Annotated in this window: 23 protein-coding genes; 14 read left to right on the top strand and 9 right to left on the bottom strand. The window is 41.2% G+C overall.

What is annotated here, in order from left to right; all coding sequences use genetic code 11:
* Positions 1 to 140: 140 nt before the first annotated feature.
* The 4 genes from HWE15_RS10530 to HWE15_RS10515 all read right to left on the bottom strand — a co-directional run bounded on the left by HWE15_RS10530 (position 141) and on the right by HWE15_RS10515 (position 4,814).
* Complete coding sequence (locus HWE15_RS10530; RefSeq protein WP_290507489.1) at positions 141 to 1,118, bottom strand: type IX secretion system membrane protein PorP/SprF; 978 nt, start codon at positions 1,116 to 1,118, stop codon at positions 141 to 143.
* A 77-nt stretch (positions 1,119 to 1,195) separates the two neighbouring features.
* Positions 1,196 to 1,969 (bottom strand): uroporphyrinogen-III synthase, encoded by a 774-nt coding sequence (locus tag HWE15_RS10525; RefSeq protein ID WP_290507488.1) that lies wholly within the window; start codon positions 1,967 to 1,969, stop codon positions 1,196 to 1,198.
* Positions 1,970 to 1,991: 22 nt separating this feature from the next.
* Complete coding sequence (locus HWE15_RS10520; RefSeq protein WP_290507487.1) at positions 1,992 to 3,107, bottom strand: DUF4271 domain-containing protein; 1,116 nt, start codon at positions 3,105 to 3,107, stop codon at positions 1,992 to 1,994.
* 3 nt (positions 3,108 to 3,110) lie between these two features.
* Positions 3,111 to 4,814: a BamA/TamA family outer membrane protein gene (locus HWE15_RS10515; protein WP_290507486.1), complete on the bottom strand. Its 1,704-nt coding sequence runs from the start codon at positions 4,812 to 4,814 to the stop codon at positions 3,111 to 3,113.
* Between the two features lie 23 nt (positions 4,815 to 4,837).
* Between HWE15_RS10515 and hemW the strand changes: the two genes are divergently transcribed.
* The 7 genes from hemW to HWE15_RS10480 all read left to right on the top strand — a co-directional run bounded on the left by hemW (position 4,838) and on the right by HWE15_RS10480 (position 12,702).
* Positions 4,838 to 5,980 carry a radical SAM family heme chaperone HemW gene (gene hemW, locus HWE15_RS10510; protein ID WP_367203923.1) on the top strand — a complete coding sequence of 381 codons (1,143 nt, stop codon included), beginning with the start codon at positions 4,838 to 4,840 and terminating at the stop codon, positions 5,978 to 5,980.
* A gap of 3 nt (positions 5,981 to 5,983) precedes the next feature.
* Positions 5,984 to 6,289, top strand: coding sequence for a DUF721 domain-containing protein (locus HWE15_RS10505; RefSeq protein WP_290507484.1), 306 nt, complete (start codon positions 5,984 to 5,986; stop codon positions 6,287 to 6,289).
* 104 nt (positions 6,290 to 6,393) lie between these two features.
* The gene (locus HWE15_RS10500; protein WP_290507483.1) at positions 6,394 to 8,457 is read left to right on the top strand and encodes a PP2C family protein-serine/threonine phosphatase; all 2,064 of its coding nucleotides are present in this window, start codon (positions 6,394 to 6,396) and stop codon (positions 8,455 to 8,457) included.
* 10 nt (positions 8,458 to 8,467) lie between these two features.
* A complete protein-coding gene (locus HWE15_RS10495) occupies positions 8,468 to 8,803 on the top strand; it encodes an STAS domain-containing protein (protein WP_290507482.1) in 336 nt (111 codons plus the stop codon).
* A 3-nt stretch (positions 8,804 to 8,806) separates the two neighbouring features.
* Positions 8,807 to 9,220: an ATP-binding protein gene (locus HWE15_RS10490; protein ID WP_290507481.1), complete on the top strand. Its 414-nt coding sequence runs from the start codon at positions 8,807 to 8,809 to the stop codon at positions 9,218 to 9,220.
* Positions 9,221 to 9,309: 89 nt separating this feature from the next.
* Positions 9,310 to 11,304: a peptidylprolyl isomerase gene (locus HWE15_RS10485; RefSeq protein WP_290507480.1), complete on the top strand. Its 1,995-nt coding sequence runs from the start codon at positions 9,310 to 9,312 to the stop codon at positions 11,302 to 11,304.
* A gap of 30 nt (positions 11,305 to 11,334) precedes the next feature.
* A complete protein-coding gene (locus HWE15_RS10480; protein WP_290507479.1) occupies positions 11,335 to 12,702 on the top strand; it encodes a peptidylprolyl isomerase in 1,368 nt (455 codons plus the stop codon).
* Between the two features lie 37 nt (positions 12,703 to 12,739).
* Here the strand turns inward: HWE15_RS10480 and HWE15_RS10475 are convergent, their stop codons facing one another.
* Positions 12,740 to 13,057 carry a hypothetical protein gene (locus HWE15_RS10475; protein ID WP_290507478.1) on the bottom strand — a complete coding sequence of 106 codons (318 nt, stop codon included), beginning with the start codon at positions 13,055 to 13,057 and terminating at the stop codon, positions 12,740 to 12,742.
* A gap of 71 nt (positions 13,058 to 13,128) precedes the next feature.
* On the bottom strand, positions 13,129 to 14,928 hold the full coding sequence (locus tag HWE15_RS10470) for an ABC transporter ATP-binding protein (protein WP_290507477.1): 1,800 nt from the start codon (positions 14,926 to 14,928) through the stop codon (positions 13,129 to 13,131).
* A gap of 151 nt (positions 14,929 to 15,079) precedes the next feature.
* On the opposite strand from HWE15_RS10470, the gene HWE15_RS10465 reads away from it, so the two are divergent.
* The 7 genes from HWE15_RS10465 (at position 15,080) to coaE (ending at position 20,217) form a co-directional block, all read left to right on the top strand.
* Positions 15,080 to 16,180: a Glu/Leu/Phe/Val dehydrogenase dimerization domain-containing protein gene (locus tag HWE15_RS10465; protein ID WP_290507476.1), complete on the top strand. Its 1,101-nt coding sequence runs from the start codon at positions 15,080 to 15,082 to the stop codon at positions 16,178 to 16,180.
* A 117-nt stretch (positions 16,181 to 16,297) separates the two neighbouring features.
* Positions 16,298 to 17,473 (top strand): transcription antitermination factor NusB, encoded by a 1,176-nt coding sequence (gene nusB / locus HWE15_RS10460; protein ID WP_290507475.1) that lies wholly within the window; start codon positions 16,298 to 16,300, stop codon positions 17,471 to 17,473.
* Between the two features lie 7 nt (positions 17,474 to 17,480).
* Complete coding sequence (locus tag HWE15_RS10455; protein ID WP_290507474.1) at positions 17,481 to 17,780, top strand: YtxH domain-containing protein; 300 nt, start codon at positions 17,481 to 17,483, stop codon at positions 17,778 to 17,780.
* 1 nt (position 17,781) lies between these two features.
* On the top strand, positions 17,782 to 18,321 hold the full coding sequence (locus tag HWE15_RS10450) for a DUF1573 domain-containing protein (protein ID WP_290507473.1): 540 nt from the start codon (positions 17,782 to 17,784) through the stop codon (positions 18,319 to 18,321).
* A 6-nt stretch (positions 18,322 to 18,327) separates the two neighbouring features.
* Positions 18,328 to 18,639: a preprotein translocase subunit YajC gene (gene yajC / locus HWE15_RS10445; protein ID WP_290507472.1), complete on the top strand. Its 312-nt coding sequence runs from the start codon at positions 18,328 to 18,330 to the stop codon at positions 18,637 to 18,639.
* 8 nt (positions 18,640 to 18,647) lie between these two features.
* The gene (locus HWE15_RS10440) at positions 18,648 to 19,616 is read left to right on the top strand and encodes a YbbR-like domain-containing protein (RefSeq protein WP_290507471.1); all 969 of its coding nucleotides are present in this window, start codon (positions 18,648 to 18,650) and stop codon (positions 19,614 to 19,616) included.
* On the top strand, positions 19,606 to 20,217 hold the full coding sequence (coaE, locus tag HWE15_RS10435; RefSeq protein ID WP_290507470.1) for a dephospho-CoA kinase: 612 nt from the start codon (positions 19,606 to 19,608) through the stop codon (positions 20,215 to 20,217). Before HWE15_RS10440 ends, coaE begins: the two co-directional genes overlap by 11 nt.
* Positions 20,218 to 20,329: 112 nt before the next feature.
* On the opposite strand, the gene HWE15_RS10430 is transcribed toward coaE, so the two are convergent.
* The 3 genes from HWE15_RS10430 to HWE15_RS10420 are packed head-to-tail and all read right to left on the bottom strand — an operon-like array spanning position 20,330 to position 23,000.
* On the bottom strand, positions 20,330 to 20,890 hold the full coding sequence (locus HWE15_RS10430) for an LUD domain-containing protein (RefSeq protein ID WP_290507469.1): 561 nt from the start codon (positions 20,888 to 20,890) through the stop codon (positions 20,330 to 20,332).
* Positions 20,887 to 22,245: a lactate utilization protein B gene (locus tag HWE15_RS10425; protein WP_290507468.1), complete on the bottom strand. Its 1,359-nt coding sequence runs from the start codon at positions 22,243 to 22,245 to the stop codon at positions 20,887 to 20,889. The genes HWE15_RS10430 and HWE15_RS10425 overlap by 4 nt, the downstream gene beginning before the upstream one ends.
* The gene (locus HWE15_RS10420) at positions 22,242 to 23,000 is read right to left on the bottom strand and encodes a (Fe-S)-binding protein (RefSeq protein ID WP_290507467.1); all 759 of its coding nucleotides are present in this window, start codon (positions 22,998 to 23,000) and stop codon (positions 22,242 to 22,244) included. Before HWE15_RS10420 ends, HWE15_RS10425 begins: the two co-directional genes overlap by 4 nt.
* Between the last annotated feature and the right edge of the window lie 99 nt (positions 23,001 to 23,099).

Raw genomic sequence — 23,099 nt, 5'->3', positions numbered from 1 at the left:
ATATCATCAAATGATTTTCCAGTTTAAAATCTTCTCATTCAGCGAAATTTAGCGGAATTTTTGACATTTATGCAAATAACCTGCCAACTTTAAAATCAATAAATTATTATTCTTTTCCGCTAGTATTTCAAAATCAAAACCTAAAATCTGAATCTCGGTGTACGCTGAATCACCCGTTGAACCTCCCGAGTCACCTCACTCAACCGATACCGTAAAAGGAGCTCGTGACTGGTAGGAGCCTTTGCTTCTAATCCACTAATTACTAGGTCAAAAGCATAACCAAGCGTCAGAGAATTATCTGGTAAAAGCGAATATCCCAAAATCACCGATACCGATTCCTCACCTCGGAATGCCAAACCACCGGTAATTCGATTCTGGTAAGTACCAATAACGCTGAGATCAAAGGAAAAATTATTGAAGGAAACAGATTTTATAAGAAAACTTGGTTCTATTCTAAATTGCCCTACAGGACGGAACCTATATCCAACCAATAAATAGGAATGGTTTTCTAATGGATTTGAAAATCCCCCATCTCCAAAATCGAAACTAGGATTATTAATATGCCGACTACTTAATCCTATATAATAATTCCCTCGGTCCATAAGAACCCCCGCTCCAAAATTCAAATTCATGGAATTTTCTTTACCAGCAGTCGGAAGATTGGGTTCAGGATTCACCACTACTAACTCTCCATAATCCAAGGAACTTGAAAACAACCCAAAATAGGCCCCAAAACTGAGGGTCGTCCGGTTGATTGTTTTATGGTAAGCCCCCTGAAGATTGATTTCCAAATTTCCGGTAGCACCGATTTGGTCATTTACCAAGGTTAACCCATAACCAATATTCTTACCTTCCAATCTACCCTGAGCAGTAAGCAACTGGGTCACGGGCGCCCCTCCTCCACCAGTAGAGGTGGCATAATTAAACCATTGGGAACGATGTAAAGCCGAAAAGCGATACCCACCTTCCTTCCCTGCAAATGCGGGATTGTAATACATGCCATTAAACATGTATTGGGTAAACTGCGCATCCTGTTGAGAAAAGACCTCGCCGGAGTTCAGCAAACTGATCGAAACCAAAAAAGCAAAAATGTATTTCCAGCGAAAGCTCAGAATCATAAACTACGTGGCTATTACAGATTAAAGGACTATTGTAAGGATTTTAACTGAAAAACCACCGGTTTTGATTCTTAATCTTACAAATTATTGGCCTTTTTTATATAAAGTTCCAATGCACCGGTCATACTAGGTGCATTTGGCAGCGGTGCTTCGATGTCCAAAATCAGTCCCTCTTCCCGAACTGCCTCTGCGGTAGTCGGGCCGAAAGCAGCGATACGGGTTGGTCCTTGAACAAAATCAGGGAAGTTTACCGTCAGGGATTTGATTCCTGATGGACTAAAGAAAGCCAAGATATCATACTTCACATCTGCCAAATCGGAAAGATCAGCAGCAACTGTATGATAAATGATAGCTTCTGTGAAATCAATATTGTTCTTTGCAAGGTATTCAGGAATATCGTCTTTTCGAATATCTGAACAAGGGAACAAATATTTTTCGCTCTTATGCTTTTTAAAGTAATCAAAAAGGTCTTGTGCAGTTTTGGTCCCTACAAACAACTTTCTTTTTCGGATTACAATATATTTCTGAAGGTAATGTGCAGTTTGATCTGAAATACAGAAGTATTTCATATCGGGAGGCATTTCGATCTTAAACTCTTTACAGATATTGAAAAAATGATCGATGGCATTCCTGCTGGTAAATATCACAGCCGTATGCTTGAGAATATCAATTTTTTGCTTTCGAAAATCCTTAGGAGAAACTGGCTGCACTTCGATGAATTGTCTGAAGTCAACTTTGAGATTGTATTTCTCCGCTAATTGAAAATAGGGGGAATTATCGTTGGCTGGTTTTGGCTGGGAGACAAGAATACTTTTAACGGGTCTGAGCCTGTCCTTTGTCGATGCAGTCATGCTTAAATAATGCGTTTTATTTTTAGTACTGTCCGAAAACCATGATCCCTTTCACTAGTATAAGGAAAGGCACCAATTCTGCGATGCAAAGGTAAGTAAATAAATGGTATTTCTTAAAAGACAAGCGATTCATCATTGTGAGAAACAAAAATCCTATCCCCAATAAATAGATGCAGAAAAATGCCTGGTAGGAAATTGAAAGGAAATTTTGCAGATCATAATAAGCATTCATTAGGTAGAAGAATCCAGCTGTGACGAACAATAAATTAGCCCAAACAATTAATCGAAGTAGATAGAAAAAATGTGGAAACTCCAAGCGTGAAAGATCAAATAAAGAAGCTGTAATTCGAATTCCAATAAACTTGAATATTGTTAAAACGAGTAGGCCCAAGGATCCGATAAACCAAAACCACAATAAACGATCAGAGGAATTAATTCCCCATTCCAAAAGTAGGTCTTGCCTAAAAAATACAAGCCCGATTACTGCTCCAAGCGCAGTGAGGATGTTCACCAAAAAAACAAAAACCAAAATATCCAGAGAAAAGAACTTTTGTAAACTTCCGGTATCCGAGAAATCCTCATCGGTCACCAAACCCAATGGACTTAAAATAGCTGTAAATATGTAGGGATATACCTGCCGAAATCCCGCAAGGAAAAAGAGAATGATCAAGAAAGCAATGAGGAAAAAATCACGAATCTCCTGTCTTGAAAAAGGTTGAAATGCTCCAGTCTCTCCTGATTCTTCCCTGAAATCCAAGTTTTTTGTGGAAGCTGTAGCGGTCTTGAGAAGAACTGGGCGATTGCGGCCTAACCGCTTTTTAAAATAGATTAGCTGAACCGAGTCTTGTCTGAGTTCTTTCCAAACATCCTTTACCTGTCGAACCAAAAAAGTATCTTGCTCTGAAAAAAACCAAAGCCGCTCACCAGTAAATACAAGCGTTTGTTCAGGGACTTCCATTATCAAATAGGCCTCAGGAAACTGTTTTAAGTTCACCCATTGGTCTAAGCGATCAGAAGAAGAAAACCAACTTTTGACCTCTTCTCTCTCCCAACTTGAAGATAAATCTTCCAAGACCTGCCCCTGCAGATTCACCGAGCTTAAGGCAAAAAAAAGAAAAACGAGCAATCGAAATCTCATAATTTAAAATCGAACTAAATATCCAAAATGAATCTTGGAAAATTGGAGTGAAAGAGGCTGTTCTTTTGTTTTTCCGACCGCATATACGAAGCGAAAAACACCGGACTCTGTTTCAAAGCTCAACCCAGATCCAACAGAAAAGGGCTGTTCATTTGAACCCGCAAAATACGGGTTTTCTAAAAAGCCCCAGTCAGAAAAAAGAAAGAGAAAGGAATTTTCTCCAAAAAAAAGCCGAGGTTCTAGATTCATATAAACATAGTCCCTGACAAAAAAGAAATTCTCATTGAACCCTCGGATACTTTGCAACCCTCCCAATCGGAAAAGATCATTTTGAAGCAAATTTTCATTTCGGATAATTCCTCCGGCAGCTGCCCAGTAGATCCCCCAGTTTTTTTTCAGGAAAAAATGCTTTTCAGCCTTTGCTATAAGAGAATATTGAGGGGTACGAAGATCCAAACCTTCATAGGCTTCTTGAGGAATTCCGGTGTTTTGAAGAATTTCTTTATTCCCTGCCGAAAAGCCAAATATTATTCTTGACCCTCTACGCGGAGCTACAAGATCATCCAATAAGTCAAAACTTACCTGAATCCCATATTCAGACCACCTGAAATCTGCTCTTTCAGGAAGCTCAGTTGCATCTTTGTAGGCAAATGTTGATATCAAATCACCGGCTTGCCTTCGGAGAAAAAAGTCCAAATAAAATGGGCCTTGGGTCTGATATCCAAAGTGAAGCCCCAGCCTACGGTTTACAAAACTAGTATCTTGTTTCAGGAGGCTAAACTCTCCGCGAAGATCCAAACCGGAACCGAAAATATAGGATTCCTTGGCTTGAACTTCCAATCGTTGGGTAAGTTCATTGAAGCGCTGCCAATGAAGTTCAACATCTCTTCCTTTACCTCCCAAATGATACAATTCCAGATCCAACTGTCCCGTAATCAGCACCTTCCCGGGTTCGTTTTCATTGGGTAATACACCCAAAATCCCATCTAGCACATTCGCATTTCGATCACTCAAGCGAAAAACAGGGCTGGCTTTTTGAAGCCGAAAATCCAAAGTGGGAAGTTCCATTAATCTGAAATAAGGATTCCTTCCGACACGTTTGGTAGCTAGGTTCAATTCCTTCTGGGAAAAGGAAGAACCAACTTCAATCCCAGACCATTGCTGCAAATAGGATTGTTTGGTGACGCTATTTCCTTCAATACGAAGCGTATCCCATTGAATCTTTGGACCTAAATCAACCCAAAGGCTTGCTTGAAGCATCTCCTCTTCCCTAACTATACTATCCAAACGGATACTTGCAAATGGATAACCTGAATTCTCTGCTTTTTCCAAAAGATCCAAAAAAAGTCGATTGACTTCCTCAAACTTCAAGGATCTGTTAGAAAATTCATCCCAGTCCTTTGGAAGGTTGCCCGAACTAAGTTGTAATCGTTCAATTCGAGGACCTTGATACCATTTCACCCACAGCGAATCGCTCTGGTTGTGAATTCGGTCTACTTTGGCTCCTAAAAAACCTTCCTCCCAAGCCCTTTCTACCCATGAATCCATATAGCCTTTTCGAGCTATCGAATCTTCAAAACCAAGCCATTTTTCATTAGAAACTTGCCCCAGACTATCTTTCCAACCCAGCCAGTACGTTCCTTGAGAAAAGGCAGGTATACTCAACAAGAGATTTAAAAAAAGAAGAATGGAAAACTTCTGAATCACGGAGGAATGGCTAATACTTATATTTGCAAATTAAAGAATTCAAATTGGCTGGAATTTATATTCATATCCCTTTTTGCAAACAGGCCTGTCATTATTGTGATTTTCACTTTAGCACAAATACGAGTCAGTTTGAAACCATGACCTCACTGATTGCCAAAGAGGCAATGTTGAGAAAGGATTTTTTAAAAGGAGAAGAAATAAGGACTATTTACTTTGGAGGAGGCACCCCTTCTTTGGCAAACCCCGAATGGTTGGAGAAAATCATAAGGTCAATTTCCACTCATTTTTCTTTGAGTCTTCAAGAAGTAACCCTGGAAGCCAACCCGGATGACTTAACCCAAGAAAAGTTAGCGGCTTGGAAGGCTATGGGGATTGATAGACTTAGCCTAGGGATTCAAAGTTTTAAGGATGAGGTCCTTCAGTTTTACAATCGAGCCCACAATGCGAAGGAATCATTAGATGCCATTGAGTTAGCAAGAGCTGCAGGTTTTAAAAAATTCAGCATGGATTTAATCTATGGTTTTCCTTCCAGTAATCATGAGCTTTGGGTCAGTGATTTGGAAACAGCGCTTTCTCAAAATCCCGGACATCTTTCCTGCTACGCGTTGACAGTTGAAGAGGGAACAGCTTTAGGAAACTGGACAAAGAAGGGGAAATTCAACCCCGCAAATGAGGACTTTGTAGCTGAACAATTTGAAATTTTACAACAGATGACAGAAAAGGCTGGCTATGAACAATATGAAATTTCAAACTTCGCCAAGCCTGGTCAGGAATCCCTTCACAATTCACTCTATTGGAAAGGTCAAGCTTATTTGGGACTTGGTCCCGGGGCACATTCCTTTGATAGAGAACAGCGTTTCTTTAACCCTAGCCACAACCCCACCTATATCAAATCCCTAACCGAAGGGACTTTAGCCTTGATTTCGGATCCACTTGAAGAAGTAGACCGACTCAATGAATATATTTTAACTGCTTTGCGTACCCGCTGGGGAGTGGATTTGGAATGGCTTCAACATCAATTTGGAAAGGACCTGGCCTCTGAAAAAGCCATTCCGCTGAGGGAATTTGAAAAGGAAGGGTGGGTAAAAAGGGAAAAGAAAAACCTATCTTTGAGTAAATCAGGAATGCTAGTCGCAGACAGCATTGCACAAGCCCTATTTTATTAACCGATGGCATCATTCTCAGAACGAAAAAAAGAAGCGGCACCTTTGGAAGAAGCCTTCCAGGAATTATTGAAAGCATATAGGCTTGAAGGAAAATACCGTGAAAAATCACTTATTCATGAATGGGGCGAGCTCGTAGGTAAGACGATTGCAGATCGAACCCAATCGGTATTTATCAAGGATAAAAAGCTCTTTGTGAAACTGACCTCTGGGCCTATAAAACGGGAAATACAAATGAATAAAAGTAAAATCCTACAATTAATCGAAGAACGCTTTGGAAAGGATTTAGTGCTTGACTTAGTCTGTTTGTAAAAAAATTGGAAGCCATTAAAATTTTTTAACACCCTTGGAGTTAGCATTTTAGGTTTCCCCCGAATTTTTCCAATCCCTTTGAGTAATATTGGGATGAATAATCCATGATCAAACTTCCCTCCATACATATCGGAAGACTGAGCCTGTTGCTTTCCATTTTGGTTTGGCTTGCGCTCCTATTTGTGGATTTAGTTCGCTTATTCGGCGTTATCAATAACCTAAATTCGGGAATTGCCCCCGAATTCACCTGGATTCTAGAAATCCTTTTCTTTTTGACGGTTTACCTGTTTTATAATTACAACCTTCAGAAAAACACCCAAAATGAATTTATAAATCTCTTGTGGCGCGCTGCTTCCACTGGAATTTTCGCATCGGCAGCCTTCCTTGTCATTCAGCTTTTTTATCAATTTTTGGGGGATAGCAAACTGGGCCAAGAGCCTTTCCTTCGGAATTTCTTTTATCATGTTCATTTCGCGCTGATTTCCATTTTTTTGATATCTACCACCCTTCTCTGGAAAAAATTAATCCTCTATCAAAAAACAAAGCAGGTAGTTCAGCAATGGCAGACCTATGAAATCGGGCTGTTATTCGCGATGTTCTTTGTTTTTTTCAGCCAAAACACCTTTGGCTACAGCTTTATTTTTGGCTTTGTTATCCTTACCATTCTTGGAGGTTTTCTATCCGTAAACCTGAAATGGATTCCCTATTTAACCTTTAAGGAAAAATGGAAATCCTTGCTATTCTTGGCATTGATTATCGTCTGCTCGGTGTATTTATTTCTTCAGACAAATGCTTATTCAAGTGCTCAGCAAACGTACCCCATCAATCTACTGGACAACCTGTTTCTGATTTCCTTATTTGTATTTATCCTCATTTATGCCCTTTTCAGCTTTTTAGTCACCCTATTTAATCTACCTACCTCTTCCGTATTCGAACAGAAGCTGACCGAGGCCATCAACTTCCAGCGATTAAGTCAATCCATCCAACCGGACGAGGATGAAGAAAAGGTGTTGGACATCTTATTGGACTCCTCCATGAGCGCTTCTTTTGCAGATGGAGCCTGGCTGGAGTTATATCAATCGGAACGGAATCAAGCTGTTCTTCAAGAGCGTTGGATAGAATCTAAGGAACGAGAGGAATTGGCAGAGCTTATTGAGTCCAATACTTCTGCCCAAAACTGGGCAAAAGATACCAAAGCAGAACTTTTAAGCCCTTTACCGCTAAAAATCAAGCACCCAAAATTTGGATCGCTTCTTCTTGTTCCACTGGTAGTCAATAAAGCTGTTATCGGTCGATTGGTGCTTTGCAAAGAACTAAAGGATGGGTTTAATAAGGAAATGGTGACGATCATCGAGACTTTTTCCCGACAGGCGAGCATCTCCGTAGAAAACCACCGGCTCCTCAATCAGGCAATCCAAAATGAGCGATACCAAGAGGAATTGAAAATTGCCCAGCGGGTACAGAAAGCTCTTCTTCCCAATGAACTCGATCACAATCAGGCTTTCGAAATCTGTGCCTATTCCAATGCTGCCGATGAAGTTGGAGGGGATTATTACGACACCTTCCAATTGGATCAAAATCGCTTCGTTTTCATCATAGGTGACGTTTCCGGGAAAGGAACTTCTGCGGCATTCCATATGGCTCAAATGAAAGGGGTTTTTCAAAGCTTGATTCAACTCAACTTGAGTCCAAAAGAATTTATGACCCGCTCGAATGCCGCATTAAGCCGATGCTTGGAGCGAAATCACTTCATTACAGCGTCTATTTTTATTATTGATACCCAAAACCATCAGGTTTGTCATGCCCGCGCAGGGCATGTGCCCACACTTTTATACCGTTCGGGAGATCAAAAAGCAAAATATCTTGAAATCGGGGGCTTGGGATTGGGAATTTTAAGAAACATGCACTATGAAAAACACGTTGAGGAAAAAGAGTTTACATATCATTCAGGAGACATTTTAGTCCTCTTCACCGATGGAATTGTAGAAGCCAAAAATCAAAAATCACAGCAATTTGGATTTGAAAGAATCCGAGCCCTTGTGGAAATGAACCAATACCTATCCCCACGAGAAATTCAAACCAAACTGATCGATACCCTACATGACTTTGTAGGCGGGGATGGACTTATCGATGATGATTATTCCTTAATGGTTGTAAAATTCAATTAAGTAAGAAGATATGCTATCCATAGAAACCCAACTGGAGAACCCAAACCACATTTTAATACCCAAAGGAGAAATTGATGCAAGTAACTCCGTCCAACTAGATGAATCCATCCGGAAATTGCTTGAGGAAGGAGCTAAATCAATTCTTGTGGACGGGTCCTTCATCGAATACATTTCCTCTGCCGGTCTCGGGGTATTTATGTCTTACCTAGAGGATTTTCAGGAAAGAGGAGTAAGCCTGAAGATTTTCTCCTTGAGCCCTCGGGTATTGGAAGTTTTTAAGATTCTAGGATTGGATCGCTTAATTCCGATTTTCCCAAACAAAGAAGCTGCCTTGAACGATAAGTAAGCCATGGAGCATAAAATTCAGCTTTTCTGTCAAACCACTGCCCTTTCGGAATTGAGGAAATTTCTGAACAAGAACCTTTCTCAAATAAAACTTTCAGAAAAGGACAGGCACCAAGTAACCTTGGCAGTAGAAGAAGTATGCGCAAACCTGATTATTCACTCTCATCAGTGTAATGAACAGGAGCAAATCTCCTTAAACTTAATCAATGAAGAAGATCGGGTGATTTTCGAAATCCAAGATCGAGGCAAGGCTTTTAACATTCTTGACTATGAAGCCCCTGATTTGAAAACGGTCGTTTCTGAGAAAAGAAAGGGTGGTTTAGGGATCATATTAGTAAAAAAGATTATGGATGAAATCGAATTTGAATCCCAAGAAGGCACCAATACCTGCAGATTGACAAAATTTTTTGGCTCCTAATTCTTGTTAAATCACTGGAAGCTCGGGCATTTCACCCAAAATCCTCATATTTTTGTAACATTGCAGTGAAATAGAAAGCTCAACAATTCATGATCTATCGGTCTTTTTCGGCCCTTCTTTTTAACCTTGCGGTTGCTTTTACTCTATTGGGGGCTACAATACAGGCTTCTATAGCCCAAAATAAGCCATTATTGACAGTAGGCAATCAGGAAATCTCACTCAATGAGTTTATCTATTTGGTGGGCAAAGGCATCAATTCAGAAGGAAATGCAGGAGCACTTTCCAGAGAAGAATTCGAGGACAATCTCGAGCTATTTATTAATTACAAACTCAAAGTCACCGAAGCGGAAGCACAAGGCCTACACCAAACCACCGAATTTCAGCGGGAATTTGAATCCTTCAAAGAGCAACTGAAAGCCCCGTATTTGATTAAAAACTCTTTGGAAGAAGGAGAGTTACGGAAAGCCTATTCCCGAATGCAGGAAGTTATCCGTGCTAGCCATATTTTACTTCGATTCCCCCCAAATGCCAGTGCGGATGATTCGATAGCTGTTTTAAAAATGGCCATCAAACTGAAAGGGGACATCCAAAACGGAGCTTCAATCAATGATTTGGCTGTCGAATATTCAGAGGATCCTTCTGCAAAAAGCAACCGGGGAGACTTGGGATATTTTACAGCACTTCAAATGGTTCAGCCTTTTGAGGACGCTGCCTACATGCTGCAGTCCGGGGAAGTATCGGATCCTGTGTTGACTAGTTTTGGATATCACATTATTCAAGTTCAAGACCGACGGGCTAATCCCGGTCAAGTTCAAGTATCCCATATCTTGGTTCGGGTTGATGAATCGGATACCCTTGCTGAAGATAGAGCCAGAAGAAAAATCTCCGATATCTATACAGAAATCCAAAAACCTACTACTCAATGGGAGGAAATTGTAAGTAACTACTCAGAGGATCCCGGAACCAATCAGAAGGGTGGTTTATTGCCTTGGTTTTCTGTAGGCAACATGATTCCTGAATTTGAAATGGCAGCCTTCTCACTTACTGAAGAGGGAGAAGTTTCCCCTCCGGTAAAAACCCGATTTGGCTACCATATACTTCGCTTAGAGGGTAAAAAACCTATGGATTCCTTTGAACAAATGGAACCTATGATTCGATCCCGAATCCTGAGAGATTCTCGATCTTCCATGATACATTCCCAGGAACTTGCCATTCAAAAGTCCCGATATGGTTTTCAGGAAAATGTAGAAATGGTCAGCAACCTGGAACAGGCTCTCAATCCAATTTCACCCAATAATTTTGAAACAGAGATTGACAATAATGGATGGAGATCTGAGTTTTTATTTGAAGCAGGATCAAAAGCCTACCAAGTTGAGGATTTTCTAAAATTCGTTCAGGAGCAAGAACAACCTTTAAATTCAACTGGTAAAAACTTCGATCTTTGGTTTGATCGCTTTGCCTCTTATGTCTTAGCGGATTTGGAAGAGAAGGATTTGGCAAGTAATAACCTCGAATATCAAATGCTCCTTAAGGAATATCGAGATGGAATTTTGCTTTTTTCACTAATGAATGAAGAAGTTTGGCAAAAAGGTATTCAAGATTCCCTAGGTCAAAAACAATACTTTGAAAATCACCAGAAAAACTATTTCTGGAAAGAACGATCCGAAGCCCTTATCGTAAAGGTATTGGATATGAACCGATTGGCGGCAGCAAAAAATTCGCTTCAGAACCAGAGTTATTCGGAAGAATTAGTTTCGAACTTTCGAACAAACTTCGAGGAAAATACTCCTTTAGCATTTCAGATGCAATCCGGAATTATAGAGATACCTGAGCACCCGGTTCTTTCGAAGGTTGACTTATCTCAAAAGTACCAGGAATTGGAAATTGATGGACATTTGCACTTGGTTCTATTGGGGGAAAAGTTTCCTGAAGGCCCCAAAAAATTCGAGGAGACCAGAGGTTTGGTTATCCGCGATTATCAAGAATATTTGGATGAGCAATTGATCCAATCCTTACGGGGAAAATACCCTGTTCAAATCAACGAAGAAGTCAAAGAAGAAGCGTTTATTGCTTTGAATCAATAATCACCCTGACTTAGCCCTTTCATATTTACAATGAGTAAACTAAACCATACACTCCTAGCTATTAGTATTATCTTTTGCCTACAACCTGTCTTGGCCCAAGAAGAAGGTGCCACTACTGGTCAAGTATTAGACAAAATCGTAGCAAAAGTTGATAATAATATCGTCTTGGAATCCGATGTACAACGTACCTATATCGAGGCGATCGCTCAATCTCAACAAGGAATCACCCCTCCTACCCGATGCGAAGTTTTTGAGTCTTTACTCATTAACAAGCTCATGGTCGCAAAGGCCGAAATTGACTCGGTAGTAGTGACTGATGCAGAAGTGGAATTACAAACCGAAAACCGCTTCCAAATGGTCCTCCAGCAAATCGGAGGAGATGAGAATATGATTTTGCAGATGTATGGCAAAACGGCTGATCAGTTAAAATCTGAGATGTACGATGTCATTGAGGAGCAATTGATCGTACAACGAATGAGGGATAAAATTACAGAAGGTGTGACGGTCTCACCTGCTGAGGTAAAAGCCTTTTTCGAAAGTATTCCGACTGACTCTTTACCTTTCTTTTCTGCTGAAGTTACCGTAGGTCAAATTGTAAAAAAGCCTGAGGTAAATGAGCGAACCAAACAGGAAATTTACGATCAGCTGTTCAAATTTAAGGAAGACATTTTAGCAGGTCGGGCTGACTTTGCAGATTTGGCGAGGAGATACTCAGAAGATCCCGGTTCAGCTGCCCAAGGTGGGGATCTTGGATTTTTTGGACGAGGTCAATTGGCACCTGAATACGAATCAACCGCATTGGGGCTTCGACAAGGAGAAATCAGTGACCCTGTTGAAACACAGTTTGGTTTTCATATGATTCAACTTCTTGAGATCCGTGGAAACACCTACAATACCCGCCATATCTTAAGAATCCCAAAGGCTAGCGAGGAAGACATTATGCGTACTGAGCGTTATTTGGATAGTCTTCGAACGGAAATCATGGATGGAGACATTGAGTTTGCGAAAGCTGCTAAAGATTACTCTGATGACCGAGCTACTTCTGATAACGGGGGATTTTTTACCGATCCTGGAACAAGCTCCAATCGTTTGACGCTTCGAACATTGGAAGATCCAGTTTTGTATTTCACCATCGACAGTATGGATGTAGGCTCTATTACCAAGCCTATTCGTTTCGAAGATCCTAGGGAAGGAACCAAAATCCGAATTCTGTATTATCAAGCCAAATACCCTGCACACCGGGCAAATCTCAACGATGATTATGAAAAAATGAAAGCTGCGGCTCTTCGTAAAAAAGAGGATGAGCTATTGGGGAGTTGGTTTGTCACCGCGAAAGAGGATGTATTTATTGATATCGATCCTTCCTATGATCGCTGTAATGCACTTAGTCAACGATAAAAAAAGGCCGGAAAAACCGGCCTTTTATTTTTTAGAATCATTTCTTTCCAAAAAGTGCTTGAAAAGCTAATCCAATTTGCCTGAACCCCTCTTTTAAAAATCCTTTTGATTCCTTTAGACGAGGCTCATATTCTTCCCGCTTTTCATTAAACTCTTTTTCCAACAGTGCTTTACCTTTCCGCAGCTCTTCTTCTAAGGTCGTTTTGTTTTCCTTTAAGGCCGCAATTTTTTTCTCGATTTCTACTTTCACATCGGCACTCGCATCGGCTCCTTTTTGAATGAGTTCCTCGATCTTATGCCCAATTTCCTGCAGAGTCTGTTCGATTTCCTGTATCCCTTTTTTATCCTTTTCCATAGCTAAAAATTTCAATTGGTTTAGAATAATAAGTTAGAAAAAAATCTGCTGAAAAACAGGTTATTAGATACTTATTCCATTTCGGACTCTACAGACTCACCCGCTTGAGTTTGCTTTTCGTAGAGTTCAGCATAGGTTCCCTTTTGGGCCATCAAGGTTTGGTGGTTACCGTGCTCAATGATTTTACCATCATCTAATACGATGATATGATCTGCTAATTTGGCAGAAGAAACCCGGTGGGAAATAATCACCGAGGTTCGGTCCTTCATGATTTTTTTGAGGGAATTAAGAATGGAGTTTTCAGTCTTAGTATCAACCGCTGAAAGACAGTCGTCCAAAATTAAAATCTGAGGTTCTTTGGCTATGGCACGAGCGATTGATACCCGTTGCTTTTGCCCTCCGGATAAGGTAATCCCCCGTTCTCCCAACATGGTATCAAAGCCTTTGGGGAAGTCTACAATATTCTGGTACACATCGGCATCTTTGGCTGCCTGCTGAATCAATTGATCATTGGGATGATCCACACCAAAGGCAATATTATTAGCGATCGTATCCGAAAAGAGAAACACGTCTTGTGGAACGTATCCAATATTTTTTCTTAGAAATGAGATGTTGAATTCCTGGATAGGCTGGTCATCAATCAATATTTCTCCGGAAGTTGGATCATACATGCGCATTAGGAGGTTGGCAATAGTAGACTTACCCGAGCCTGTAGTTCCAATAATTCCCAAAGTTTGACCGGCTTGTATCTCGAAACTAACATGATCCAAGGCTCGAACTCCGGAGTCTGGATAAACAAAGGACACATCCCGAACAGTAATTTTCCCATGAATAGGTTCTCTCATGTCCTGGGTACTTTGAATTTCATTTTTCTCATCTAGGAATTCATTGATTCTAGCCTGAGATGCCGCAGCCCGTTGTACAATACTTGTAACCCAACCCAAGGAAGTGACTGGCCATGTAAGCATGTTCACGTACAAAATAAATTCCGCGATCACACCATAACCGATTTCTCCATTGATTACTTGGAGACCTCCTATATACACCGTCAAAATCGTAGATATCCCTACCAAAGCCATGATCAGTGGGAAAAACAAAGCATTTACTTTGGTTAAGCGGATGGATTTATCCTTGTAATCCTCGCTGGCGGTAGCAAAATCCCGAACACTGTCTTTTTCCCGCACAAAGGCTTTCAAAACACGAATGCCTGAGAAAGCTTCTTGAACAAAGGTGCTTAACCCAGAAAGGCTCCGTTGGATTTTTTCAGAGCGCTCGTTAATCAGGTTATTGACAAAATAAATACTGACAGAAAGGATCGGCAGGGGTAAGAGTGAGTACAAGGTTAATTCCGGATTCACCATGACCATGTAGCTGATAACCAGCGGAAATAAGATCAGCAAATTGAGCCCATACATGATCGCCGGTCCCAAATACATCCGTACACGACTGACATCCTCTGTAATCCGAGCCATCAAATCGCCCGTACTGTTCTTTCGATAAAAACTCAGCGGCAGATTTTGGTACTTTTCAAAAATCTCATTTTTCAAATCATACTCAATTCGACGGGACATTATGATGATCGTCTGACGAATCAAAAAGAGAAAGAAGCCTCGCAACAGGGCCATCAATAAAATCAAAAACCCAAAAACAAACACAAATTTTAGAAAAACTTCCTGGGCCAACTCCCCCATTCCACCCAGCTGAATTGGCTTAAAAATGGAAAAACTTTCCACCACATAATCTATGGCTAATCGAACCAATTGGGCAGGAATTATTACGAAGATGTTGGAAATGACGGTAAAAAACACACCCAAAAGCAACAAGCCCTTGTATTTATATAAATATTTATTGAGTCTCCAGAGCGGCTTCACCAAATAAAAACTTTTGAAATTAGAAATTGATTAAGGAAACTTGGGTAGTTTATTCCTTTGTTGGGCGATAAAAGTATTTAATTTTGTATCGACCTACTCTTTAGAGAAAGGAACAACCCAAATATAACACAATCTAAACAGCGAAGTTCACATGTTAGAAACGAAAGCTTCCGAAACCTTGCAAGAAGGGTCCATCTTTGGACAAATCACGACCATGGATCACGAGCAGCTCGTGATTTGCCATGATCAAGCCACAGGCTTGAAAGCCTTGATCGGCATTCACAATACGACACTTGGTCCTGCTTTGGGAGGCACTCGCATGTGGCCCTATGCTACGGAGGCGGAAGCTATTACCGACGTGCTGAGACTTTCTCGAGGAATGACCTTCAAAAACTCCCTAGCTGGACTGAATCTGGGAGGAGGAAAGGCTGTGATCATTGGCGATCCGAAATTAAAAAGCGAAGCCTTTTTGAGAAGATTTGGACGCTTTGTGGAGAGTCTTGGAGGTCGATATGTGACCGCAGAAGATGTCAACATGAGCACCGCTGACATGGAATATATCGCCATGGAAACAAGTCATGTGACGGGATTGCCACAAATCAAGGGGGGTGCGGGTGACCCATCACCAGTAACCGCTTATGGGGTCTACGTAGGGATGAAGGCTGCCGCAAAAAAAGCCTTTGGCACTGATGACCTTTCCGGTAAAAAAATCGTGGTACAGGGCGTAGGACAGGTAGGAAAATACTTGATCCAACACCTGATGAAAGAAAATGCAGAGGTTTTGATCACCGATATTTTTGAGGATAAACTGAAAAAGGTGGCTTTGGAAACAGGAGCTGTGGCTGTTGATCCTGACTCCATCTATGATTTAGAAATGGATATCTATGCTCCGTGTGCTTTGGGAGCAACAGTAAATGATGACACGATCGATCGGTTGAAATGTGCAGTTATCGCTGGCGGCGCCAACAATCAGCTGAAAGACGAGCAAAAGCATGGGCAAATCCTTTTGCAAAAAGGAATTATTTATGCTCCTGATTTCTTGATCAATGCTGGTGGTGTCATCAATGTGGGTGCTGAATACTATGGTGATTACCAAGAAGAGACCGTTTATAAGCAAACCGAAAAGATCTACGATACCTGTTTGCATATTTTGGATAAATCCGAAAAAGAAAACATTCCTGCCCAAGAAGCGGCCATTCGAGCTGCTAAGGAACGTATTGAAGCGATCGGAAGGGTAAAGCTTCCTTTCTAAGGAATCCATCATCCCATTTTGAAACCACCGGAACTGGTATCCGGTGGTTTTTTTATGAAAAATCTACTGGGGGAACCCCACCTAAAATACCTATATTTACAGCTTGTTTGATCAATTATGCTAAATCGAAGAATCCTCAGGGTCAAAGCTTTTCAAAATCTTTATGCCTTTGAGCAGTGCAAAGCTTCCAACTATAATCTTTCCCGAGATTTCATCAAAGAATCCTTTCTTCCGGACCTCAATAGCATGGAAGTTCAGGATAAGGCTGCCTTGAATCGGGAAGCGGAATTGGCCTTGTCGATTTTTGAAAAAAATCTCGAGAATACCCTGGCTATCGATTCAGCAGAAGCCAGTCCTAAGGTCAAGCAAGTGGTAAAGGAAGCGATAGTCCAATACCGAAATGCCAACAAGAAGGATCAGGAGTTTTTACTCAAAAATATGATCGCTTCTGCAGAGCGAATTCCACAACTTTATTTGCTGGCAATCGAACTCCTCCAAGCGTTTGCAACGCATGTAGGAAGAGAGCATGAAAAGAAGCGGAAATTGGCAGGGGAAAACGCGGTTGAATTTGCTAGTGAGCTTAATCTTTACCACAATCAAGTCCTAAATAAACTTAAACATTCTTCAGCTTACCAAGCTGCGGTTGCGCGAAACAATGTGGACCTGGAAGATGTAGAGCTTGAAATCAAAGAATGGTTCAGAGACTATATTAAACCATCGGAAGAATACCAAGCATACATAAAAATCACCAACCCCACCTTGGAACAAGATTTAGAGGCAGTAGAGGGCATCTTAAAGAAGATCTTGTTTAAAAATGAGGTGATTTTGAACTACTTCTCCGAAAAAGACCTTAATTGGACAGAGAACAAAGCTGTTGTTCGAAGCTTAGCGGCCAAGGTATTGAAAAATGCAGCCCAATCGGAAGAGGGAGCGTTACCTGAAATCGCCATGAACTGGGAGGAGGATAAGGAGTTTTTTCAAAATATCTTTAACTTCACCATTGAAAAAGATCGCGAAAACCGGGAGTTGATAGCTCAAAAAACAAAGAATTGGGATATCGATAGATTAGCATTTACCGATAAGGTGATCATATCCATGGCCATTACGGAAATGCAGCTTTTCCCAAGCATTCCGGTGAAGGTGAGCATCAACGAGTACATTGACATCTCAAAAACCTACAGTACACCAAAAAGTAAACAATTTGTCAATGGGCTTTTGGATGTGATGTCCAAAGAGTTAACAGAACAAGGAAAAATCCGTAAAAGCGGAAGAGGCTTGTTAGACAATAAATAAAGAAATCATGAACAAGAACAGTAATTCACTTTTAGCATTCATTGTTGGCGCAGGAATAGGAACTGCGTTGGGTGTTCTTTTTGCGCCAGATAGCGGAAGCAATACCAGAGACAAACTTTCCTACAAACTTTCCAAGTACAAAAAGGAATTGGAAGAACTCATTCAGGAATTAGTAGAAGGCAAGGAACTTCACCTGAATGAAGCAAAAAGCGAAGGAAAGCGTGTTATTAATGAAGCGAAAAGCAAGGCTGAAAACCTTCTCAAAGACGTAAATAAATTAATCGATCAAATCAATAACGACAATTAACATGAAAGCAAGAATCCTAGGTTTAGTCGGTGCTATTGCAGCACTCTCTTTTACTACAGCTTGTAATCAAAGTTCTGAGCAAGAGCAAAAAATCCAGGCTTTGGAAGAAAAAATCGCACAATTGGAGGCAAAAGGATCTTCCATCACCCCTGTAAATGCTCAAACCACACAAGCGGCCGATCCTTCGACGCTAGGTGGATTCCAATTTGAAGAAATGGAATACAACTTTGGAACCATCAATGAAGGAGAAGTTGTGGAACGAATTTTCAATTTCACCAACAATGGTCAAGCTCCTTTGGTCATTTCCAATATCACAGCATCTTGCGGTTGCACAAGCCCTGACTGGACCAAAACTCCTGTCAATCCAGGTGAGACTGGTTTTGTAAAAGTAGTGTTCAATTCTACAGCAAAATCTGGAGCTCAGGCACCTACAGTAACTATTCAGGCGAATACCAACCCGACTGTTACTCGATTGAGATTGCGTGGTAATGTAACTCCTAAGGCAGGAGGACCAGCACCTGTTGGACCTGTTAAGCGATAATATCGGATGATAACAAGCATTTTGGTACAGGCTCCCGCAGGTGGGGCCGGTATTATGGGTCAGGTTTTTCTATTTGGGTCCATTATTCTGATTATGTATTTCTTCATGATCAGACCCCAGCAGAAAAAGCAAAAAGAAACCAAGAAATTTATTGAAGAAATCAAAAAAGGGGACAATGTTGTCACCATCGGTGGCCTCCACGGAAAGGTGTTTTCTGTAGAGAATGATACGGTTACCCTAGAGTTGGACCGAGGCTTCAAAGTCACCGTGGAAAAGTCTGCGATTTCTCTTGATTTCTCAAAAAAGCCTTCTAAATAAGTTGAATTTTGCCGGATACTAAAAAGTCCTCTAAAGGGATTTCTCCAAAAAAACTCTCTAATCTAAAAGTGGTAGTCCTCTGTGTAGCAGCGGCTACCACTTTTTGGATTTTAAACGCCCTGAATAAGGACGATTACACGACTATTGTCGATTACCCCATCGAATTTGAATTCGACCGGGAGCGATACATTGCTGTCGCTCCACTTCCAGCTACTATTGAAGTTGAAATCAATGGAAATGGATGGGACCTTCTTCGGAAATATTTCAATTTCAATACGACTCCATTTATTGTCAACTTGGAGCAACCTTCCTCCCGAGATTATTTAATTCCTTCTGATTTAAGAAGGGAATTATCCGAATTCCTCAGTCCAACTCAAATCGTATCGCTTTCCAATGATACACTGAATATCGAAGTGGACAGGATCCGCACCATCAAAATGCGCCCTACTTTGGACTCCATGAGTTATAGCTTGGGAAAAAATATCCGATTATTAAATGAGCCGGAATTTGAACCAAAGGAAGTTACGGTTACCGGCGCAGAATCCATTCTAGAAATTTATGACGGGAAATTTCCAGTCAATTTAGATGAAAGACGCCTTGACAGAGATTTGACCAAAAATGTCAAATTGGGCGTTTCAAAAGAACTTTCAGAATTCATTTCCATTAAAGAAGAAAGCATTTCTGTACATGTGGATGTGGTGGCTTTTCTGGAAGGAAACAAGCGGATGAAGATCAAAAAAGTGAATTTTCCACGAACCGTCCACCTTGAAGATGAAGACCCTACCATCATGCTGTATTATTTGGTAGATGAGCGCTATACGGAGGAATTAAAAGATCTTGAATTTGAGGCTGTTTTAAACTATTCACAGCGAAATCGGGAAGATTCCACCATCGCCATTCAAGTCAACCCTCGCCCTAACTTTTTGGATCAGGTTCGGATCGAACCCGCAATTCTCAAATTAAGCTATGGCAACTAATCCCCGGTTGATAGGACTTACGGGAGGAATTGGATCGGGCAAATCCACCGTCGCCCGGCTATTTGAAATTTTAGGCATTCCAGTCTACTATACCGATGATCGAGCCAAATGGCTGATGAATACTAATGAAAATTTAAAGAACGCGATCATTGAAGCATTTGGAGTGGAAAGTTATCGAGAAGACGGAAGTTTAAACCGGGAATACTTAGCCCAAACCGTATTTGTCGATCCTGAAAAAGTCAAAAAGATTAATAGCCTCGTGCATCCCGCAGTGGCTGAAGATTTTGAAAACTGGGCCACTTCCCAAACAGCTCCTTATGTTCTTAAAGAGGCAGCCCTAATATTTGAAGCAGGAGGGGAAGAAAAACTGGATAAGGTGATCAATGTGAGTTCTCCCTTACGAATACGAATGGCACGAGTGCTTATGCGCGACCCTCACCGAACGGAAACCCAAGTAAACCATATCATCAATCAACAGCTACCAGACGAGACCAAAAATGAAAAGGCCGATTTTGTCATCAAAAACAGAGACAATCTACTCTTGATCCCTCAGGTTTTGAGTATTCACAAGGAATTACTTAAAGAAATAAAAGATAATTAAATATTATCTCCATTCGTTGGAAAACCTCCGTTCTAGGAATAAGATTGAATTCAAATCCCAATTTTCTAAATTACTTGGCCTAAAGATTGGGTTTTACCTTTTACCAAAAATCCTAAATAAGCACCACCCGCAGGCTTTTTGCCCCATGGGCTCCTACTACTAAGGATTGCTCAATATCAGCTGTTTTAGAAGGCCCTGCCACAAAAAGTCCAAAACCTGAATGCTCATCTCCTATTCGTTCATAGGCCTGATGCATGGTATCTACCAACTTTTGCTTCGAAAGGACCAATACCAAATGTTCGGTGATAAAGGGAAGGACACGGTGGGGAAGCTGTGAATCATCCATCCACATAGCCCCATTTTCGGCAACTCCGAATTGTGCTTCTAAAATAGCCAGCTGCAAATTGTCCAATTGATGCGGATCCTCAGGAAGTTCTTGTGTGGAATAAGATTGAAAGGATTCAGGTATAGAAACAATCTGTTGGAAATCAGAAGAAGACAACCAGATTTCAAATTCTTCCCTATTCATTACCTCTCCTTTATTGGCCAAAATTGCCCGGGTAAACAAATCCACCAAATCGTCACCCAACCGATAATCGGGTAGGTCAGGTAAAGGTTTCTTTTCTCGTTGAATCCCACGGATCGAATTCAGAATATCTTCTCGGCTACTCATTTTCGATTTTTTTTATACCATTCCTGAAAGGACTCCTTAGGCGCTTCGGGAAGATCTCGGTTTTTCCCCCAAGCATTGAGTGGATTGTAGATCAAGCCTTTAGGCAGATTCCGAACCGCTTTACGCATCATAGCTCCAGAAAATTGATAAGCCAAAGGACTTTTGAAAATCACACTCGCCAATTTCATGGCTATTGATTTGGAAGCTTCCCCATGATTTTTGGTGATTTCCTGCCGCCACTCATAGAGTTGCTCGTGGATATTGATTTTAACCGGACAAACATCCGAGCAACTTCCACAAAGTGTAGATGCAAAGGGCAGCGTGCTGTATTTTTCCATATCCAGGCCCGGAGAGAGGATGGAGCCAATCGGTCCAGGCACCGTACTTCCATAACTATAGCCTCCACTTCGACGATAAATAGGGCATGTATTCATACAAGCCCCACAGCGGATACATTTAAGCGAGTTCTTGAACTTTTCACGCCCCAATTGAAGGGTCCGCCCATTATCCACCAATACTATATGAATTTCTTTTCCTTTAGCCGGGCTTCTAAAGTGGGAGTTGTAATTGGTGATGGGCTGTCCGGTAGCAGATCGTGCTAATAATCGCAGAAAGGCTCCCAAATCCTTTCGCCTTGGAATAATCTTCTCGATTCCCATGCAGGCAATGTGTACATCTGCCAAGTGCACGCCCATGTCGGCATTCCCCTCATTGGTACAGACTACAAACTCTCCGGTCTCGGCAATCCCAAAATTGACCCCGGTAATAGCCACTTTGGAGCCTAAAAACTTCTCCCTCAAATGGAGTCTTGCTGCATTCGTCAAATAAGATGGATCTTCATTTCCTTTCTCTGTATCCAATTTCTCATGAAAAAGTGCTGAGATATCCCGCTTTTTCAAGTGAATAGCAGGCATCACAATATGACTGGGAGGTTGCTGAAGAAATTGAACGATCCGCTCTCCCAAATCCGTATCCACCACTTCCACCCCATTTTTTTCGAGATAGGGATTTAAGTGGCATTCTTCTGTTAAAATGGACTTGCTTTTGACAATCGCCTTGCAATTCTTTTCCTGTAAAATCCCGAGTACAATTTGATTGTGTTCATGGGCATCTTTTGCCCAATGGACCTGGATTCCATTTTTTAGGGCATTTGCCTCAAATTCCTCCAGGTAGCTATCCAGATTGGACAGTACATTGTCTTTGATCTGTGAAGCGAGGTTCCGCAATTCCTCCCACTCTGGAATGGTCTTACTGATAATATCTCGCTTTTCGCGCACCATCCAAAGCGTCTCATCATGCCAATGGGAATTAGCCTGATCTTTCAGAAACTGACTTGCTGCTTTGGGATGACTCATGCGAGGGATTGGTTTAGAATTTCTGCGATATGCATAAATTTCAAATCACTTTTTGATCGATCGGCAATACCTTGCAAATGCATCAAGCACGACATATCTCCACCCGTGACTATTTCCACCTGATGCTTTTGATGATCTTCCAGACGATCTTTTCCCATTTGCACTGAAAGGGCCTCTTCGGTCACAGAGAATGTACCCCCAAAACCGCAGCATTCATCTGTTCGGCTCAATTCGACCCACTCCAAGCCTTCGATCTGTTCTAAAAGTTGCTTCGCTTTGTTGAATGGAGAAACATTCATCTCAGAACTGGAGGCCAAACGCAAGCCTCGTAAGCCATGGCAGGACGAATGATAGCCCACTTTTTTGGGAAAAGAGCCTTTCAAAACATCTACTTTAAGGACATCGATAATGAATTCAGTCAATTCATAAATCCGTTCTTGAACTTCTTTGGTATCCTCCTCCAAGCCTTTAAGTTCGGGAAAATGCTCCTTCACATGAAGCACACAGCTTCCAGATGGCGCGACGACATAGTCAAAACCCTTAAAGAGTTCCAAAAAGTGTCGAGTAGAACCTGCTGTATCCCGTTCATAGCCCGCATTCGCTAAAGGCTGTCCACAGCAGGTCTGGCCCAAAGGGTAGGTCACTTTACAGCCGAGTTTCTCCAATAATTCTAAGGTAGCAACAGCCACCTGCGGAAAGAACTGATCCACATAGCAAGGAATGAAAAGTCCGATACTGGGTTCTCTTTTTCTCATTTTTTACAAAATCTTGAATGTAAGCTACCTAGATTCAAGTAAATCCAAGAAAGTGAATTTTAATCAAAAAGCCATCATTTGAAAGGATCCGAATTTATA

It is taken from the genome of Algoriphagus sp. (genome assembly GCF_013373065.1).
In the GTDB taxonomy this organism is placed as follows: domain Bacteria; phylum Bacteroidota; class Bacteroidia; order Cytophagales; family Cyclobacteriaceae; genus Algoriphagus.
Note: the sequence above shows the minus strand (reverse complement) of the source record. Positions and strands in the feature narration are given on the sequence as shown.

Bases quoted from the DNA above. Each gene is read 5' to 3' on its own strand.
- HWE15_RS10530 (WP_290507489.1), bottom strand. From the start codon at position 1,118: ATGATTCTGAGCTTTCGCTGGAAATACATTTTTGCTTTTTTGGTTTCG.
- HWE15_RS10525 (WP_290507488.1), bottom strand. From the start codon at position 1,969: ATGACTGCATCGACAAAGGACAGGCTCAGACCCGTTAAAAGTATTCTT.
- HWE15_RS10520 (WP_290507487.1), bottom strand. From the start codon at position 3,107: ATGAGATTTCGATTGCTCGTTTTTCTTTTTTTTGCCTTAAGCTCGGTG.
- HWE15_RS10505 (WP_290507484.1), top strand. From the start codon at position 5,984: ATGGCATCATTCTCAGAACGAAAAAAAGAAGCGGCACCTTTGGAAGAA.
- HWE15_RS10500 (WP_290507483.1), top strand. From the start codon at position 6,394: ATGATCAAACTTCCCTCCATACATATCGGAAGACTGAGCCTGTTGCTT.
- HWE15_RS10495 (WP_290507482.1), top strand. From the start codon at position 8,468: ATGCTATCCATAGAAACCCAACTGGAGAACCCAAACCACATTTTAATA.
- HWE15_RS10490 (WP_290507481.1), top strand. From the start codon at position 8,807: ATGGAGCATAAAATTCAGCTTTTCTGTCAAACCACTGCCCTTTCGGAA.
- HWE15_RS10485 (WP_290507480.1), top strand. From the start codon at position 9,310: ATGATCTATCGGTCTTTTTCGGCCCTTCTTTTTAACCTTGCGGTTGCT.
- HWE15_RS10480 (WP_290507479.1), top strand. From the start codon at position 11,335: ATGAGTAAACTAAACCATACACTCCTAGCTATTAGTATTATCTTTTGC.
- HWE15_RS10475 (WP_290507478.1), bottom strand. From the start codon at position 13,057: ATGGAAAAGGATAAAAAAGGGATACAGGAAATCGAACAGACTCTGCAG.
- HWE15_RS10465 (WP_290507476.1), top strand. From the start codon at position 15,080: ATGTTAGAAACGAAAGCTTCCGAAACCTTGCAAGAAGGGTCCATCTTT.
- nusB (WP_290507475.1), top strand. From the start codon at position 16,298: ATGCTAAATCGAAGAATCCTCAGGGTCAAAGCTTTTCAAAATCTTTAT.
- HWE15_RS10455 (WP_290507474.1), top strand. From the start codon at position 17,481: ATGAACAAGAACAGTAATTCACTTTTAGCATTCATTGTTGGCGCAGGA.
- HWE15_RS10450 (WP_290507473.1), top strand. From the start codon at position 17,782: ATGAAAGCAAGAATCCTAGGTTTAGTCGGTGCTATTGCAGCACTCTCT.
- yajC (WP_290507472.1), top strand. From the start codon at position 18,328: ATGATAACAAGCATTTTGGTACAGGCTCCCGCAGGTGGGGCCGGTATT.
- coaE (WP_290507470.1), top strand. From the start codon at position 19,606: ATGGCAACTAATCCCCGGTTGATAGGACTTACGGGAGGAATTGGATCG.
- HWE15_RS10430 (WP_290507469.1), bottom strand. From the start codon at position 20,890: ATGAGTAGCCGAGAAGATATTCTGAATTCGATCCGTGGGATTCAACGA.
- HWE15_RS10425 (WP_290507468.1), bottom strand. From the start codon at position 22,245: ATGAGTCATCCCAAAGCAGCAAGTCAGTTTCTGAAAGATCAGGCTAAT.
- HWE15_RS10420 (WP_290507467.1), bottom strand. From the start codon at position 23,000: ATGAGAAAAAGAGAACCCAGTATCGGACTTTTCATTCCTTGCTATGTG.